Source organism: Bartonella sp. B12(2025) (assembly GCF_053795135.1).
The window spans coordinates 1,430,823-1,446,528 of the sequence record NZ_CP200031.1 but is presented as its reverse complement, the minus strand read 5'-3'; the positions used below and the strand labels follow the sequence as shown (position 1 = coordinate 1,446,528).

The window sequence follows — 15,706 nt, the reverse complement described above, 5'->3', positions numbered from 1 at the left end:
GAAATCTTTTTTGTGTGAAAGAGAGGCTATTTTGGTTAAATCAGAGCTTGTGCAAATTATTGCCCGTCATAACCCGCACCTTTTTCAACGTGATGTGGAAAACATTGTGAATGCTATTTTTGAGGAAATTTCGGCAGCGCTCGCTAATGGCAATCGTGTTGAACTTCGTGGATTTGGAGCGTTTTCTGTCAAAAGTCGCTCAGCCCGTAACGGTCGCAATCCGCGAACAGGCGAAGCTGTTGCAGTTGAAGAAAAATGGATTCCTTTTTTTAAAACCGGTAAAGATTTGCGTGATCGCCTCAATCAATGAGTAAACTTATGACAATTAAACGTGTCCTTTTAGCAATTATTTGGGTGATTCCCACAGTATTTTTTGTTGCTTTTATTGTAGCCAATCGTCAAATGGTTACATTAACGCTTGATCCTTTTCGAACAAATTCTGAAAGTTTTACTTATCAAGCTCCTTTCTTTATATGGCTCTTTGTTTTTTTCGGTTTTGGTATTTTATTAGGAGGCTTAATCTATTGGTTTTCATACCATAAATGCAAAAAAGCCCTCAAAAAAAGCAAAGCTGAACTCGAGAAATTGAAAATGTCGATCACAGATGATGTAGTATAATAGTATTTTAGTGAAATCTTTTCTTTGTTGTGTTCAATACAGAGTCAAAAGTGTCCTTTTTATTTTTTTCTATATATGTTTTAATTAACCTTAACTTCTTCGTACTCTTACGAGAAATTTAAGAGCTTTATAACATAAATTTTTTAAATTTGCATCGGTGATACCGAACATGCCTGCACAATGCTTTCAAACTCACCAGAATAATAGATATCCGCAGGAAAAGTTGCCTCTTATTTTAGAAACAGGTACGAGTGCAGATTATGCCCTCATTGACTCTGGCAATGGGCAAAAGTTAGAGCGTTATGGAGCTTACCGCATTATCCGACCAGAAGGTCAAGCACTATGGAAACCTGTTTTATCACAAAAGCAATGGGCTAATGTTGATGCCATTTTCACAGGCAACAAAAATGAAGAAGGTGTTGGTCGTTGGTATTTTCCCAAAAAACCGCTTGATGAAACGTGGCCACTTTCTTGGAATGGATTGTCCTTTCTAGGCCGCTTTACTTCCTTTCGTCATGTGGGTGTTTTTCCTGAACAAGATGCCCATTGGCGCACAATGGAAGAACAAATTGTTAAGACGGCACGTCCAATCAAATTGTTAAATCTTTTTGGCTACACAGGTATTGCTTCTCTGATTGGCGCACGTGCAGGTGCAAATGTCACACATGTTGATGCTTCTAAAAAAGCTATTTCTTGGGCAAAAGCCAATCAGGAAAGAGCAAAACTATCAGATCGCTCTATTCGCTGGATCTGCGATGATGCCGTAAAATTTGTCGAACGTGAACTACGTCGTAAAAAAACCTATGATATGATTTTTCTTGATCCCCCCGCATATGGACGTGGACCTCACGGTGAAATTTGGCAACTATTCGATCACTTACCGGCTATGATCACAAGCTGTCGTAAGCTTCTATCTGACAAGCCTCTCGCCATCATACTCACAGCTTATTCTATTCGTGCTTCCTTCTACGCACTTCATGCTTTAATGCGTGATGAATTCATAAACCTTGGTGGCACAGTCGAATCAGGAGAACTGATCTTGCGTGAAGAAGCTGCCGGACGCGCCCTTTCTACTTCTCTTTTCAGCCGTTGGATTGCCTGAATATGTGTATACCAAAAATCGGTAGGGTTAAAGAAATCACCTCTCTTAGCAACCCCATTATCAAAGACCTCCGAGCACTCTTCCAGAAAAAAAACCGTAATCGAGAAGGTCTTTTCATGGCAGAAGGGCTTAAATTAGTGATTGATGCTCTCAATCTCGGCTGGACAATACAAACACTTATTTTTTCTAAAAGCAAAACCGGAAATGCCGCTATCGAAAGCACTGCTGCACACACTATAGCAAATGGTGGTTTTGTCATTAAAGCCTCACAAAAGGTGATGGAATCCATTACTCGCCGTGATAACCCACAAACAGTTATTGGTATTTTCAAACAACAATGCCAACCAATTGAAACAATAAAAGGAGGGATAGAAGATGTTTATGTCGCACTTGATCGAGTGCGTGATCCTGGAAATCTTGGAACCATTATTCGCACTGCAGATGCCGTAGGAGCTAAAGGCGTGATTTTGATCGGCGAAACAACAGATCCTTTTTCACCTGAAACAGTACGCGCAACAATGGGATCAATTTTTTCTATACCACTTTATCGTTTTGATGAAAGCGCCTTTTTAAACTGGTCTGCTCACTTTAAAGGCATGATCGTTGGCACTCATCTCAAAGGATCTACAGATTATCGTACAATCGATTTCAAAAATGGCCCTATTATGCTTTTAATGGGAAATGAAAAACAGGGATTACAAGATATTCTTGCGAATCGTTGTGATCAACTCGCGCGTATTCCACAAAGTGGACGCGCCGACTCACTTAATCTGGCGATAGCAACAGCTATCATGCTTTATGAAATCCGTCGTCCTTATTTAACACTGGAACCATGCGAGACCAAAATATGATACGTAAATCACCGTTTTTTTTCCTCCTTGGCTTGGCATTTACAGTAGGGCTTGACCAAGCAGTCAAATACTGTGTTATGCGCAATATACCTCTAGGAACAGAAATTCCGTTTCTTCCTTTTATTTCCCTCTATCATGTGCGTAATTCTGGTATTGCATTTTCGTTTTTTTCTTCTTTTTCTCACTGGGGACTCATTGCCATTACGCTCATCATTATAGTTTCTCTTCTATGGTTATGGAAAAATACTGGATATAACAAGTCGTTAACATGCTTCGGTCTTACCCTTATCATTGGTGGAGCAATAGGCAATCTTATTGACCGTATTCGTTTTCACCATGTCACTGACTATATATTCTTTCATATCGATGATATTTTTTATTTTGCTGTTTTCAATCTTGCAGATACTTTTATTACACTCGGTGTCATTGCTATCCTTATTGAAGAATTGTGTATCTGGATAAAAGTAAAACGTCACTCCAATCGTACAGTTTCCAAATAAGAGCCTGTTAATTCACCTAAAATAATCGCATTTCATACAAAATATTTATAATATATGTACATCTTTATGCCTTATGTTTTGGATATTGTTGTTTACTGTTTTTCGTAATAATTTTGTTAAAAACATTCTATTTTCATTTTTACGTCTATATCTTTTAGAGCGTTAAGCGTAGCCTATTTTTCTAAAAAACAGCATTTTTTACTTTCCTATTTATTTCCAATATCTGGCTTTTTAATGGCTACAGTTGTTATTGTTATGCTAATAGTTTCTTTCATGACTGCATTCCTATCCTTTTTTGCATATTTTCAATTACAAGGTAATATATTGATTTTAAACATAAATAATAATTTTCATTAGATGAATTTATATATATCTTTAAAATGCTGTTTTTAAAAAGATTTAACTGCCTTTGAACCGTGTAAAAAGAGGTACGACATTGAAAACTGGAAAATAATAATAGGAACCGCTTGTATCTTCATAAACGCCAAAATGTTCATGCCAATGGATTTTGCATCATATTATTTATGTAGAAATAAAAATCTTACATTTTAATATTTTCTTTCGTACAAAATATGACAAAAAAGATTTAATGGTTTTTCTCAAAATAAGCCTTTTCCTTACTAATTTGTAAGATTTCTTCCCAACGAAAATCTCTTGTAATTTTAAAATAAATCTCCATAATAAGTGAAGGTATGCTGGAATTCTGCCAGCGGCACCTGGAGTTGTTGGTATGTGCCAAGTAAGGGCTTATACAAGACTGCTGTCCTAATGACAGAGATTCTTTTTAACTCCAACATCTGGCGGAACATATGCTAAAGGACTTTATATTATGGCTGATTTCAAAAATTTACGTTCGGCATCTATTTCTCATGTCGATGCATCAATTGATCAAGGATTGCGCAGTTATATGCTGGGCGTCTATAATACAATGGCCATTGGTTTGCTTCTTACAGCTGCTGCTGCTTACGCAGTCGCATTATTAGCAACGACGACAGACATGAGCCAAGCAGCCGCTCAAATCAATAGCAGTGTTTACTTAACCTCATTTGGAGTAACATTTTACACATCGCCATTCTCTTATATTGTTATGTTCGCACCACTTGTGGCGGTATTATTCCTTAGTTTCAAAATCAATACATTGAGCACAATCGCAGCGCGTAGTCTCTTTTTTGGTTATGCTGCTCTCGTTGGACTCTCTCTGTCCTCTATCATTTTACGTTATACGACAGAAAGTATTGTGCAAACGTTTGTCATTACTTCTGCAGCTTTTGGTGCTCTTTCGCTTTATGGTTATACAACGAAACGTGATCTCACAGCGATGAGATCATTCTTCTTTATCGGTTTGATTGGCTTGGTACTTTCCATGATTGTGAATATCTTTCTTGGATCGAGTGCTTTGCAATTTGCTATCTCCGTGATTGGCGTGTTTCTCTTTGCTGGTTTAACAGCTTATGACACACAAAGCATTAAAGTTATGTATTACGAGGGAGATGCACATGATGCAAGAGGACGTAAAATTATTATGGGTGCATTAAGTCTTTATCTTGATTTCATCAATATGTTTGTCTTCTTGCTACAGTTTCTCGGCTCAAATCGTGATTAATTGTAAAAGTTATAGTTCAATTAAAGAACCTTGTTTCTCAAAGGAAACAAGGTTCTTTTGTTTTTAGCACAAGCATTCCCATTTTACCTCTTAGGTACACCCTGATTCACAAATGACAAAAATACTTCATAAACAAAAATTTTCTCGATTCACCACATTGATCCAGAAAAATCTCCATAGCTCTTTTTTAAACACAATTCGCAACCACTCCCATCATCGGTCAAATATAATAAATCAGGACAAAAATTATGATCTCACTGTCGCTTCCTATAATGTTCATAAATGTGTAGGTGTTGATAAAATTTTTAATCCTACTCGTATTGTACGTGTTATTGCTGAACTGCAAGTTGATATCCTCGCCCTTCAAGAAGCAGACAAACGTTTTGGTAAACGCATTGGCTTAATTGATCTTCAATTGTTAAAAACCGAAACAGGTTTGATTCCAGTGCCCCTGAATACCATGTCACCTCAAGGTCATGGCTGGCATGGTAACGCTCTTTTTCTGCGAAAAGGATATATATGCGATATCTCACAAGTCACACTTCCTGGTATTGAACCACGTGGCGCTGTGATTGTAGAGTTGGAAATGGAAGCAGGCCTTATTCGTGTTATTGCTACTCATTTTGGTTTACTACGCCACTCTCGCAATCAGCAAACAAAAATGCTCCTTGCACTTCTCCAAAAACTCCCCCTTATGCCAACACTCCTCATCGGAGATTTTAATGAATGGCGGATGGGAAAAAATTCATCTCTAAATCATTTTTCTCCCTATTTTGATAACACACTTGAGGCTGTGCCAAGCTTTCCATCTCGCTTTCCTTTTCTAGCTCTCGATAGAGTTTTTGCTTTTCCCCATCAATTGGTAACAAATATTGAAAATCATCATTCACCGCTTGCACGCATTGCCTCAGATCATTTGCCTATCAAAGCTTATCTTGACCTTGCCAATGCAATGACCATTCTTAAAAACAAAATAAGTAAAAAAGACTAATGTGCTTCATCCCAATTTTGAGCAACCATTACTTTCACTTCAAGCGGTACAGACAAAGAGAAGACTGGCATTGTAGCATTTTCCATAACCTTTTTAACAAGAACCATAGTTGCTTCACTCTCTTCTTCCGGTACCTCAAAAATCAGTTCATCATGCACTTGCAGCAACATTTTTGCTAACAGTTTTTCTTTTTCCAAAGCATCTTCCATTTGAATCATGGCACGACGAATAATATCCGCCGCCGATCCTTGAATTCGTGCATTGATAGCAGCCCGCTCGTTAAAAGAACGGACTTGTAGATTTGCCGCTTTTATTTCTGGATAATGGACACGACGTCCAAAAATTGTTTCTACATAACCATTTTGGCGTGCAAACACCTTGGTATTTTCCATATAGTCTTTAATTCCCGGAAACCTTTCAAAATAAAGTTGAATATAACGTCCTGCTTCTTGTCGCGAAAGACCTAATTGGTTAGCTAATCCAAAAGCTGAAATGCCATAAATAATACCAAAATTAATTGCTTTTGCACGCCTTCTTATATCTGAATGCACTTCCTCTATCGGAACCCCAAACATTTGCGATGCAGTTATAGCGTGAATATCCTGACCTTGAGCAAAAGCTTCTTTTAACGCCGTGATGTCTGCAATATGTGCAAGAATGCGCAATTCAATCTGGCTATAATCAGCCGAAAGCAGAACATGTCCTTTTGGAGCAATAAAAGCTGTTCGAATTTTACGTCCTTCAGCAGTTCGCACTGGAATATTTTGTAAGTTTGGATCTGATGATGATAACCGCCCCGTTGATGTTGTTGCCAAAGAATAATTCGTATGAACACGCCCTGTTTTTTGCAAAATATAAGAAGGAAGAGCATCCGCATAAGTAGATTTTAGTTTTGCAAGTTGACGCCAATCAATAATTTTACGCGGCAAAATATGGCCTTCAGCAGCCAGCTCCTCTAAGGTCTGTGCAGAAGTTGACCATTGTCCACCTTTGGTTTTAGCATCTCCAGGCAATCCCATTTTTCCAAAAAGAATATCACCTAACTGCTTTGGCGAAGCAAGATTAAATTTCTCACCAGCTAACTGATAAATTTCTTCTTCTAGAATAAAAGCAGCCTGCGCTAATTCTCCTGAAAGACGCAATAAAATTTGACGATCAACGAGAATCCCTCGTTCTTCCATTCTTGCAAGCACTTCTATCAGTGGCCGATCAAGACGCTCATAAATTTTTGTCATTCCCTGTGCCACAAGCTGCGGTTTTAAGACTTGCCATAAACGAAATGTTACATCAGCATCTTCCGCAGCGTAAAAGGTTGCCTGTTTTAAATCTAATTGTGCAAAAGAAGTAATCTTTTTTCCATTATGCGTTAAATCATTGTAAGAAATCGGTTTATGTCCAAGCCAACGTTCGGATAAATCATTCATATTATGTCTTAGAGTTCCAGCATCTAAAGCATACGACAAAAGCATGGTATCATCAAAAGAGCGTATCACAATGCCGTACTGCTTCATCACCAACCAATCATATTTTATATTCTGACCAATTTTTAATACCGCTTGATTTTCCAATATCAGCTTTAAAAGTACCAAAGCCTTTTGTGTTTCAATCTGCCTGACAATGCGCCCACCACTTAAAAGATCATCTCCTCCTGCAACGTGTTCAAGGGGTACATAAGCTGCTTTTCCCGGCTGTAATGCCAATGAAAAACCAACAAGCTTTGCTTGCATAGGATCAAGTGAAGTGGTTTCAGTATCAAAAACGAAAAAGCCTTGTTCTTGTGCTTCTAATAACCATTCTTTCAAAATTTCTTCATCAAGAATAGTCGTGTAGGCATCTCTTGTAACTTTTTGAGTCAGTGTTTGATCTTTACGTTTTTGTGCTAACAATTGTGGGGAATCTTCAGAAAAATTATACGGAGATTCTCTGTCATACCTTTTAACGTCAGAATCACATCCATAACTAGGCTCTTTCCACTCAATATCTATATCAAGTGCATCAATAACTGCAGCGTTACATTCTGTTTCCTCTGCCACACGGCGCGTTAATGTAGCAAACCCCATCGCTTTAAGAAAGGCTATTAATCGTGGACCATCTTGTGGTTCTAAAACGAAATCATCTAAATCACTATCTATAGGCACATCTGTTTTAAGCCGAACAAGTTCACGAGAAATTTTTGCTTGTTCGCTATAAGTTTGAATATTTTCACGCCGTTTTGTTTGTTTAACTTCTGTCACGCGCTGCAACAAAAGATCAAGAGAATCAAATTGATCCAATAACTGGGCTGCAATTTTGGGGCCAATGCCTGGAATACCTGGTACATTATCTGTCGGATCTCCAATCAAAGCTTGTAAATCGACCATTTTTTCAGGCCTAACACCCCATTTTTCTACAACTTCAGAAACACCGATATGTTTGTCTTTCATTCCGTCATACAAAGATACATGCGCATTCACCAGTTGCATGAGATCTTTATCAGAAGAAATAATGGTTGTTTTTGCCCCAACCTTTGTTGCCAACTGCGCATAGGTAGCAATTAAATCGTCCGCTTCAAATCCTTTCTTTTCGATACAGGGTAAATTAAAAGCCTTTGTTGCCTGACGTATTAGAGAAAATTGAGGAATAAGATCTTCAGGGGGTGTCTCCCGATTAGCTTTATATTGTGGATAAATTTTTTTCCGAAATGTATCAGATGAATAGTCAAAAATAACAGCAAAATGCGTTGGAACAACGCCGGTAGCTGTATTGCGTGCATCACAGAGTAATTTCCACAGCATATTACAAAAACCAGCCACAGCTCCTACAGGAAGTCCATCTTTTTTGCGCTTTAAAGGTGGCAAAGCGTAATAAGCGCGAAAAATATAGCCTGATCCATCAACCAAAAAAAGATGATCTGTTGCTTTCATGACAATTTTATTTCTCCATTTCAGCTAAAAAACAATTCACTTTTATATATTTTTTCACTCTTACCTTAAAATTTATCAAACCGCCTCTAAAAAGCCATTTTTTGTTTTCATAAAGTATGGAGTCGTTACACTTTATATTCAGTACCTAGAGCTTTTCTTTGCTGTTACAGGATATAATAGCTTTCATTTTGCTCCTCCTATGATAGCTGAGGTACGATGTAGCGATAGGGTCGTTGTGGTGTTCCCCTCCCCACAACGACCGTTTTTTATAGACCTTGTTATTCTTGGTCTTTTAAATGATCTTTCCGGAAAAAAGCCATAGAAGCTAGTGAGAGGCTTTGAATTTATTCCACAGAGCTTTTTCGCCCATTTTGTTGATGAAATCGGCATGCATACTTCTTTCTTGCGCACTTAATCTTGAAGGTAAGGTCTGTGGACGAATTTTTACTACGTAGAGCGCATCCTTATCATTTTTAGTTCTCTCAATACCCTCTCTGTTATCAAAACCTAATACGCCCTGTTTTCCACCAATGAGCTCAATATAAACATCGGCGAGAATCTCCGCATCTAGCAAAGCACCGTGAAAAACACGATGACTATTATCAATTCCAAAACGTTTACACAAAACATCAAGAGAATTAGGGCCCATAGGAAATTTACGCCGTGCCATAGCTAATGTATCAAGAATATTATCAACACTGATAAGTTGTTTATTTGCTCGTCCTAATTCCGCGTTAAGAAAGCCTATATCAAAACTAGCATTATGCGCAATCATTGTTGCGCCATTGATAAATTCTAAAAACGCATCGGCAATATCACTGAAGCTTTTTTCATTCTTTAAGCGTTCATTGGTCAATCCATGAATTGCTACAACTTCATCAGGAATAATAACGCCTTGTGGGTTCAAATAAACATGGAATCGGCGCCCTGTCAGATAACGATCAACCATCTCTACACAACCTATTTCGATTATGCGATCTTTCTCTTTATCTAAACCTGTTGTTTCTGTATCAAAAATAATCTCACGCATTGCTTTAATTCTTTAGCAAACTTTTTATCACATAAAAAACTTGTTGACGTATATTTTCTAAATCTTTCCCTGTATCAATAATAAAATCAGCACGTTCTCGCTTTTTTTCATCAGACATTTGTTGAGAATTTATAAAAGCAAATTTTTCTTCATTCATGTTTGGTCGAATCATTGCACGCTCTTTTTGTATTGCCAGTGGAGCAGATACAACAACCACACTGTCTACACGTTTTTCACTATTTGTTTCAAAAAGAAGCGGGATATCAAGAACAACTAGATTTTTTCCCTGTTGGCGTACTCTATCAATGAATTCTCTTTCCTTTTTTTGAACAAAAGGATGAATTATTTTTTCTAATGTTTGTAATTTTTTATTATCATTAATCAAAATTTCAGAAAGCTTTATACGATTAACTTTACCATTTTCAACAACACTAGGGAATGTATGTGCTATAAGCGACAAAGTTGGCTCACTCTTATAAAGTTTGTATACTGCATCATCAGCACTAAAAACGGAGATACCCGCTTGTTTGAAGAAATTAGCAACCGTCGATTTTCCCATTGCGATGGATCCTGTTAATCCTATGATTTTCATTCTATTTCTTCACCCATATCTTCTAAAATTGCCATCCGTAATGCCTTTGTCACCTGTGGTCTTATTCCAAACCATCGTTCAAAGCCGAAAACAGCTTGATGTAAAAGCATACCAAGCCCATCGACAGTTCTTAAACCATGCGTTTTTGCTTGTTGTAAAAAAGGTGTTATCAATGGTGTATAAACAATATCTGTCACTAACGCTGTTGTCTTTGTTTTATGAAAATCGCAAAAGGGGAAAACATTTTTTTTCTCGTGTGGGTTTGTCATACCCACAGAAGTTGTATTGACAATTAAATCAGCCTGATAAAGTATTTCATCAGTACAATACCAATCATGAACTTTAACAGGTTTTCCGAAATACTCGGCTAAATCGTCCGCACGTTGCTTTGTACGATTAAGCAAGTAAATACGTTCAAATCCACGTTTTTTTAAAGTGTATAGAACAGCGCGTGCAGCACCACCTGCACCAAAAACAACAGCTGTTTCTTTAACCCAATCAGGAAAAAATTCATCAAGATTAGCACTAAAACCATAAGCATCGCTATTTGTGGCACAAAGTTTATCCCCTTCATACCACAGAGTATTAACCGCACCGATCATTGTTGCTACATCGTCTTTATGACTTGCTAAATGAAAGGCTTCCTGTTTATAGGGTAGAGTAACATTACCCCCACAAAATCCTCTTTTTTTTATAGATACGAAAAAATCTCTAAATTCTTCAGATATTATTTCCTGTGCTAAATATTCGCCTTGTAGATTGTATTTTTTAAGCCAAAAATTGTGAATTTTGGGTGATTTTGAGTGATGAATAGGATAACCCACAACAAAAGCACGTGGAAGGATTGTTTTTTTGCACTCTATTGCCAAATCAACCATCAATTATCCCTAAATGACGCAGTTTTACTAATAAAGGCAATAAAGGTAAACCAATAATAGTAAAAAAATCTCCATCAATTTTTTCAAAAAGATGGATTCCTTCCCCTTCAATTTGATATACTCCTACACTGTTTAAAACATCTGTCCCTACACGTGCTAAATAACGTTCAATGAACTCTGATGAAAGAAGACGCACTGACATATGTGCGCTAAAAGCTTCTACCCAAATTTTTTGACCATTTTTAAATAAAGCCACTGCGCTATGAAGAGAATGAGTTTTTCCTGATAAGTCACGTAAACGTTGATGTGCTTCCTTGTTATTTGTGACTTTATGAAAAACTTTCTCTTCTAAATTAAGCACTTGATCACAACCAATGACAAAGGCATCAGGAAAGCGATCAGAAACATTTTTTGCCTTTGCACTTGCAAGAAAACAACAGAGTTCTTTAGGAGTCTTTGTTTTTCCTGTTTTTTCTACTTCTCTTTCATCAAAGGAGGCTCCTTCAATAAAAAATTTTAAACCTGCCTTTTTCAGTAATTGTGCACGACAAGAACTAAGGGATGCTAATATTAACGTATCTGCTGCCATAGAGGTTTTCTCATTTTTCTTTTAAAAATCACGACAAAAGTTCAGATACAGCTACAGCTACAGCTGTTTTAAATAAAGTATTTTGTAAAATCAATAATAGATCAAAAAAACATTTAAAAATGCATTTTGCATAAGTCAATTTTTTAGTCATTATAGTGCGATTAATATAGCTACTTTTAGTTAGCGACAAAACTCTCTCACAAATTTCAAATTTTACGAACATGTGAGATTCTTTCAACTGAAGCAATTAAACCGATGACAAAAGCATTTTTTTCTTCCAAGAGAGCTTTTGGTAAATCAGCATTTGGAATGAGAGAAACATTAACTATTTTGATTCCACGATTTGCTAAATAGATGCTGATAAACATTTTAGAATTTTTTTGAGATTTCTACAGATATTGCATCTGATAAATCACTGGAAAACTGCCCATCATCACATTCTGTTGCAAAATTTAATATATCAATACAATGAAAGTAGTCTGCATTAAGACCACATTGCACACTAAGCACGTAAATTTTTTGGATTTCCGAGGAAAAACAGGAAAGCATCTAAAACATGAGGCAATATATCGATACAGAAAACTTTTATTTTTACATCTTTACTCTAAGAAAGAGTTTAATTTTTTACCAATGGTTGTGTAAAGAAAAACACCAAGCTCTTATTATATCTCATTAGGAGTTCTCTGTAGCTGTGTTTCATCACAAATCATAGAATATATACACCCCGTTTCTTAGCTTATCATATGATGAGATAGCACTTTCTAACAGAGAATCTTTTTTATATTGCATCAAAAAGCAGATGCAAATGAAAGATTTTTTTTCTCTTGTCACAAAAAAATTAATTCCTTGTTAACAAATGTGTATATACCCCCAGTGTTTTTCATAAAACTAAATTTTAGGAAAATTTTTCCATTATTATACACAGATAAAGCAGTTGTGATAATTGAACTCTCCTTATGAGAAAAAAAACGAGGATAATATCCTTAATATAGTGTTATAATTATTTTTTTTTCTTTTTTCTTTGTGGATAAAATTGAGGATAAATAAAGTATAAATGATAATTCACATTAAACACAGATTTAAATAAAAATAATAACTCATTTTAAAAAATTATTAATATAATATTTTTGAAATTTGTTTAGTTTTGATATAAATTAAATTCATAATTTATTATATGTGTTATAAACTAAGTTAAAACTTAACTTATGAAAAAATATATTTAATTAAATGATATATTTTAAAGTATTTCAATTTACATAATCAATCTTCTTATATAATTACTTATTCTTATACGAAAACAATCCGTATAGTGCTTGCAGATTGAAAAAATTGAGTGTACAATATCATTCTCTTATAAGAATGTTCCGTTCTTTAAATTTTCCGTATTTAATTCAAGGACAATCCTCCATCTATTAAAGAGCATATTTCATGCAAGAAATGAAACTACAAGAACTTAAAAGTAAAAATCCAGTTGAACTTGTTTCTTTTGCTGAAACATTAGAAGTTGAAAATGCTTCTTTGATGCGTAAACAGGAATTAATGTTCGCTATCCTGAAAAAACTTGCTTTGCAAGATGTAGAAATCATCGGAGAGGGAGTCGTTGAAGTTTTACAAGATGGGTTTGGATTTTTGCGATCTGCTGATGCTAATTATCTTCCAGGACCTGATGATATTTACCTTTCCCCTACACAAATTCAATCTTTTTCTTTAAAAACAGGTGATACTGTTGAAGGTCCTATACGTAGTCCAAAAGAAGGAGAACGTTATTTTGCTCTTCTTAAAATTAACACGATTAATTTTGAAGATCCTGAAAAAATTCGTTATAAAATTCATTTTGATAATCTCACTCCCCTTTACTCGAATGAACGTTTTCAGATGGAAATACAGGATCCTACAGAAAAGGATATGTCATCACGGGTAATTGATTTGATATCTCCATTGGGAAAAGGGCAGCGAGGATTAATTGTGGCGCCTCCTCGAACAGGAAAAACGGTTTTACTTCAAAATATTGCTCATTCTATCACAACTAATCATCCTGAATGTTACCTTATAGTTCTTTTAATTGATGAACGACCAGAAGAAGTTACTGATATGCAACGTTCTGTAAAAGGAGAAGTTGTTTCTTCTACTTTTGATGAACCAGCAATTCGTCATGTACAAGTAGCTGAGATGGTCATTGAGAAAGCAAAACGCCTAGTTGAATATGGGCGTGATGTCGTTATTCTTCTTGATTCTATTACACGTCTTGGGCGTGCTTATAACACGGTTGTTCCTTCATCAGGTAAAGTTTTGACGGGTGGTGTAGATGCAAATGCTTTACAGCGTCCTAAACGCTTTTTTGGTGCAGCACGTAACATTGAAGAAGGCGGGTCTTTAACCATTATTGCAACGGCTTTGATTGATACAGGTAGTCGTATGGATGAGGTTATTTTTGAAGAATTTAAGGGAACAGGTAATTCAGAGATTGTTCTTGATCGTAAAGTTGCTGATAAGCGTATTTTCCCAGCTATGGATATCTTAAAGTCAGGAACACGTAAAGAAGAGCTTCTAGTAGCACGACAAGATTTACATAAAATTTTTGTTCTTCGCCGTATTTTAGCACCCATGAATGTAACAGATGCAATTGAATTTTTGATTGACAAATTAAAACAAACAAAAAACAATAGTGAATTCTTTGATTCAATGAATACATAGGCATTGAACTTTTCGATTAGGATATATCCTGTGGATACAATCTTTGCCGTTTCTAGTGGATTGTTACCTTCAGGGGTTGCTGTCATTCGGCTTTCTGGTTCTCATGTTGTGACTATTGTTAAAACGCTTTGTGGTTGTTTACCTAAAGCGCGATTTATGCATTATGGAAATCTTACTGCTCGTGATGGTAGTTTTTTAGATTCTGCTTTGACTGTTTTTTTTCCTGCTCCTCATAGCTTTACGGGGGAAGATTGTGCAGAGTTTCATTTGCATGGAGGAAAAGCAGTTGTTAATCGTTTTCTTGACGAATTATCTACGTTTTCTGGATGCCGTATCGCAGAGGCAGGTGAATTTTCACGTCGTGCGTTTATGGAAGGAAAATTAGATCTTGTTCAAGCAGAAGGTCTTGCTGATTTAATTGAAGCAGAAACGGAAAGTCAACGGCGTTTAGCGGTTATGGGTACAAGTGGACGTTTAACAACACTTTATCGCGATTGGCGTCATAAACTTATAAAGGCACGTGCTTTTATTGAAGCAGAACTTGATTTTTCTGATGAAGATGATATCCCCAACTCGGTATCTGATGAAATTTGGAAAGATGTGGAAAATCTTTGTGCTTCCCTTCGGGAACATATTTATGAAGGGGAACGTGCAAGTATCTTACGTGATGGGCTAAAAATTGTTATTGTAGGTGCTCCGAATTCCGGAAAATCGAGCATAATGAATCGTTTGGCTGGGAGATCTGTTGCTATTGTGACAGAAGAAGCGGGTACAACCCGTGATGCTTTAGAAATGAGACTGGTTCTTGGTGGTTTACCAGTTTTTTTAACAGATACTGCTGGTTTTAGAAAAACAGAGAACAAAATCGAGCAATTAGGAATAGAAGTTGCAAAGAAGCATGTTATAGACGCTGATTTAGTTATTCTAGTTTATGATATGGACAATCCTATAAAAGTTGATTTACCAGAAACATTGGCTGAAATATGGCATGTTGGTAATAAGCTTGACCTTTATAAAAATAATGAAACCCATTGGTCTATACAGTTTTCTGCATTAACTGGTTTGAATTTTGATTATTTTATTAAGGAACTCGAGTCATTTTGTTTACGCCGCGCTTCTGAAATTGGAAACCTTGTTCCAGCACGTAAAAGGCAACTTCAATTATTAAAAGAGGCTGTTAAAGAAATTGAGGCTTCTATGAATTATGATTTTCTTGATTTAACTTTACGTGCAGAACATCTTCGCCGTGCAAGTGATTTTCTTGGGAGGATTACGGGGGATATAAATGTTGAAGATTTGCTTGATGTTATTTTTTCAGAGTTTTGTATTGGTAAATAATGATTCACGTGAAACAT

15 protein-coding genes are annotated in these 15,706 nt (G+C 36.2%); 9 read left to right on the top strand and 6 right to left on the bottom strand.

The annotated features are described in order from the left end of the window. The first annotated feature begins 31 nt into the window (after window positions 1–31). From ihfB to V3564_RS06445, 7 genes are all read left to right on the top strand, one after another. The gene (gene ihfB, locus V3564_RS06475) at window positions 32–310 is read left to right on the top strand and encodes an integration host factor subunit beta (protein WP_220716602.1); all 279 of its coding nucleotides are present in this window, start codon (window positions 32–34) and stop codon (window positions 308–310) included. A gap of 8 nt (window positions 311–318) precedes the next feature. Beyond that, window positions 319–618, top strand: a complete 300-nt coding sequence (locus V3564_RS06470) for a lipopolysaccharide assembly protein LapA domain-containing protein (RefSeq protein WP_455480753.1) — start codon at window positions 319–321, stop codon at window positions 616–618. A 169-nt stretch (window positions 619–787) separates the two neighbouring features. Next, window positions 788–1,720: an RsmD family RNA methyltransferase gene (locus tag V3564_RS06465; RefSeq protein WP_455480752.1), complete on the top strand. Its 933-nt coding sequence runs from the start codon at window positions 788–790 to the stop codon at window positions 1,718–1,720. A 2-nt stretch (window positions 1,721–1,722) separates the two neighbouring features. Further along, on the top strand, window positions 1,723–2,571 hold the full coding sequence (locus V3564_RS06460; RefSeq protein WP_455480751.1) for a TrmH family RNA methyltransferase: 849 nt from the start codon (window positions 1,723–1,725) through the stop codon (window positions 2,569–2,571). Continuing rightward, window positions 2,568–3,071, top strand: a complete 504-nt coding sequence (gene lspA, locus V3564_RS06455) for a signal peptidase II (protein WP_455480750.1) — start codon at window positions 2,568–2,570, stop codon at window positions 3,069–3,071. Before V3564_RS06460 ends, lspA begins: the two co-directional genes overlap by 4 nt. Window positions 3,072–3,900: 829 nt before the next feature. After that, entirely contained in the window at window positions 3,901–4,674 is a 774-nt protein-coding gene (locus V3564_RS06450) for a Bax inhibitor-1/YccA family protein (RefSeq protein WP_455480749.1), read from the top strand. 112 nt (window positions 4,675–4,786) lie between these two features. Next, on the top strand, window positions 4,787–5,665 hold the full coding sequence (locus V3564_RS06445; RefSeq protein ID WP_455480748.1) for an endonuclease/exonuclease/phosphatase family protein: 879 nt from the start codon (window positions 4,787–4,789) through the stop codon (window positions 5,663–5,665). Here the strand turns inward: V3564_RS06445 and polA are convergent. From polA to V3564_RS06415, 6 genes are all read right to left on the bottom strand, one after another. Beyond that, window positions 5,662–8,568 carry a DNA polymerase I gene (gene polA / locus V3564_RS06440; RefSeq protein WP_455480747.1) on the bottom strand — a complete coding sequence of 969 codons (2,907 nt, stop codon included), beginning with the start codon at window positions 8,566–8,568 and terminating at the stop codon, window positions 5,662–5,664. The two genes, V3564_RS06445 and polA, sit on opposite strands and share 4 nt — an antisense overlap. Before the next feature lie 325 nt (window positions 8,569–8,893). Then, complete coding sequence (gene dnaQ / locus V3564_RS06435; protein WP_455480746.1) at window positions 8,894–9,598, bottom strand: DNA polymerase III subunit epsilon; 705 nt, start codon at window positions 9,596–9,598, stop codon at window positions 8,894–8,896. A gap of 4 nt (window positions 9,599–9,602) precedes the next feature. Next, entirely contained in the window at window positions 9,603–10,190 is a 588-nt protein-coding gene (gene coaE / locus V3564_RS06430) for a dephospho-CoA kinase (RefSeq protein ID WP_455480745.1), read from the bottom strand. Continuing rightward, entirely contained in the window at window positions 10,187–11,068 is an 882-nt protein-coding gene (locus V3564_RS06425) for a shikimate dehydrogenase (protein ID WP_455480744.1), read from the bottom strand. The genes coaE and V3564_RS06425 overlap by 4 nt, the downstream gene beginning before the upstream one ends. Next, window positions 11,061–11,657 (bottom strand): Maf family nucleotide pyrophosphatase, encoded by a 597-nt coding sequence (locus V3564_RS06420; protein WP_455480743.1) that lies wholly within the window; start codon window positions 11,655–11,657, stop codon window positions 11,061–11,063. The genes V3564_RS06425 and V3564_RS06420 overlap by 8 nt, the downstream gene beginning before the upstream one ends. Before the next feature lie 206 nt (window positions 11,658–11,863). After that, on the bottom strand, window positions 11,864–12,025 hold the full coding sequence (locus V3564_RS06415) for a kinase/pyrophosphorylase (protein WP_455480742.1): 162 nt from the start codon (window positions 12,023–12,025) through the stop codon (window positions 11,864–11,866). Between the two features lie 1,060 nt (window positions 12,026–13,085). Here V3564_RS06415 and rho point away from each other — a divergent pair. Next, window positions 13,086–14,351, top strand: coding sequence for a transcription termination factor Rho (gene rho, locus V3564_RS06410; RefSeq protein ID WP_455480741.1), 1,266 nt, complete (start codon window positions 13,086–13,088; stop codon window positions 14,349–14,351). Between the two features lie 30 nt (window positions 14,352–14,381). After that, window positions 14,382–15,689: a tRNA uridine-5-carboxymethylaminomethyl(34) synthesis GTPase MnmE gene (gene mnmE / locus V3564_RS06405; RefSeq protein ID WP_455480740.1), complete on the top strand. Its 1,308-nt coding sequence runs from the start codon at window positions 14,382–14,384 to the stop codon at window positions 15,687–15,689. Window positions 15,690–15,706 lie beyond the last annotated feature (17 nt).

What these genes read in the sequence shown, in the direction of transcription:
- V3564_RS06470 (WP_455480753.1), top strand. Translation starts at nt 319, where the DNA reads ATGACAATTAAACGTGTCCTTTTAGCAATTATTTGGGTGATTCCCACA.
- V3564_RS06465 (WP_455480752.1), top strand. Translation starts at nt 788, where the DNA reads ATGCCTGCACAATGCTTTCAAACTCACCAGAATAATAGATATCCGCAG.
- V3564_RS06460 (WP_455480751.1), top strand. Translation starts at nt 1,723, where the DNA reads ATGTGTATACCAAAAATCGGTAGGGTTAAAGAAATCACCTCTCTTAGC.
- lspA (WP_455480750.1), top strand. Translation starts at nt 2,568, where the DNA reads ATGATACGTAAATCACCGTTTTTTTTCCTCCTTGGCTTGGCATTTACA.
- V3564_RS06450 (WP_455480749.1), top strand. Translation starts at nt 3,901, where the DNA reads ATGGCTGATTTCAAAAATTTACGTTCGGCATCTATTTCTCATGTCGAT.
- V3564_RS06445 (WP_455480748.1), top strand. Translation starts at nt 4,787, where the DNA reads ATGACAAAAATACTTCATAAACAAAAATTTTCTCGATTCACCACATTG.
- polA (WP_455480747.1), bottom strand. Translation starts at nt 8,568, where the DNA reads ATGAAAGCAACAGATCATCTTTTTTTGGTTGATGGATCAGGCTATATT.
- dnaQ (WP_455480746.1), bottom strand. Translation starts at nt 9,598, where the DNA reads ATGCGTGAGATTATTTTTGATACAGAAACAACAGGTTTAGATAAAGAG.
- coaE (WP_455480745.1), bottom strand. Translation starts at nt 10,190, where the DNA reads ATGAAAATCATAGGATTAACAGGATCCATCGCAATGGGAAAATCGACG.
- V3564_RS06425 (WP_455480744.1), bottom strand. Translation starts at nt 11,068, where the DNA reads ATGGTTGATTTGGCAATAGAGTGCAAAAAAACAATCCTTCCACGTGCT.
- V3564_RS06420 (WP_455480743.1), bottom strand. Translation starts at nt 11,657, where the DNA reads ATGGCAGCAGATACGTTAATATTAGCATCCCTTAGTTCTTGTCGTGCA.
- V3564_RS06415 (WP_455480742.1), bottom strand. Translation starts at nt 12,025, where the DNA reads ATGTTTATCAGCATCTATTTAGCAAATCGTGGAATCAAAATAGTTAAT.
- rho (WP_455480741.1), top strand. Translation starts at nt 13,086, where the DNA reads ATGCAAGAAATGAAACTACAAGAACTTAAAAGTAAAAATCCAGTTGAA.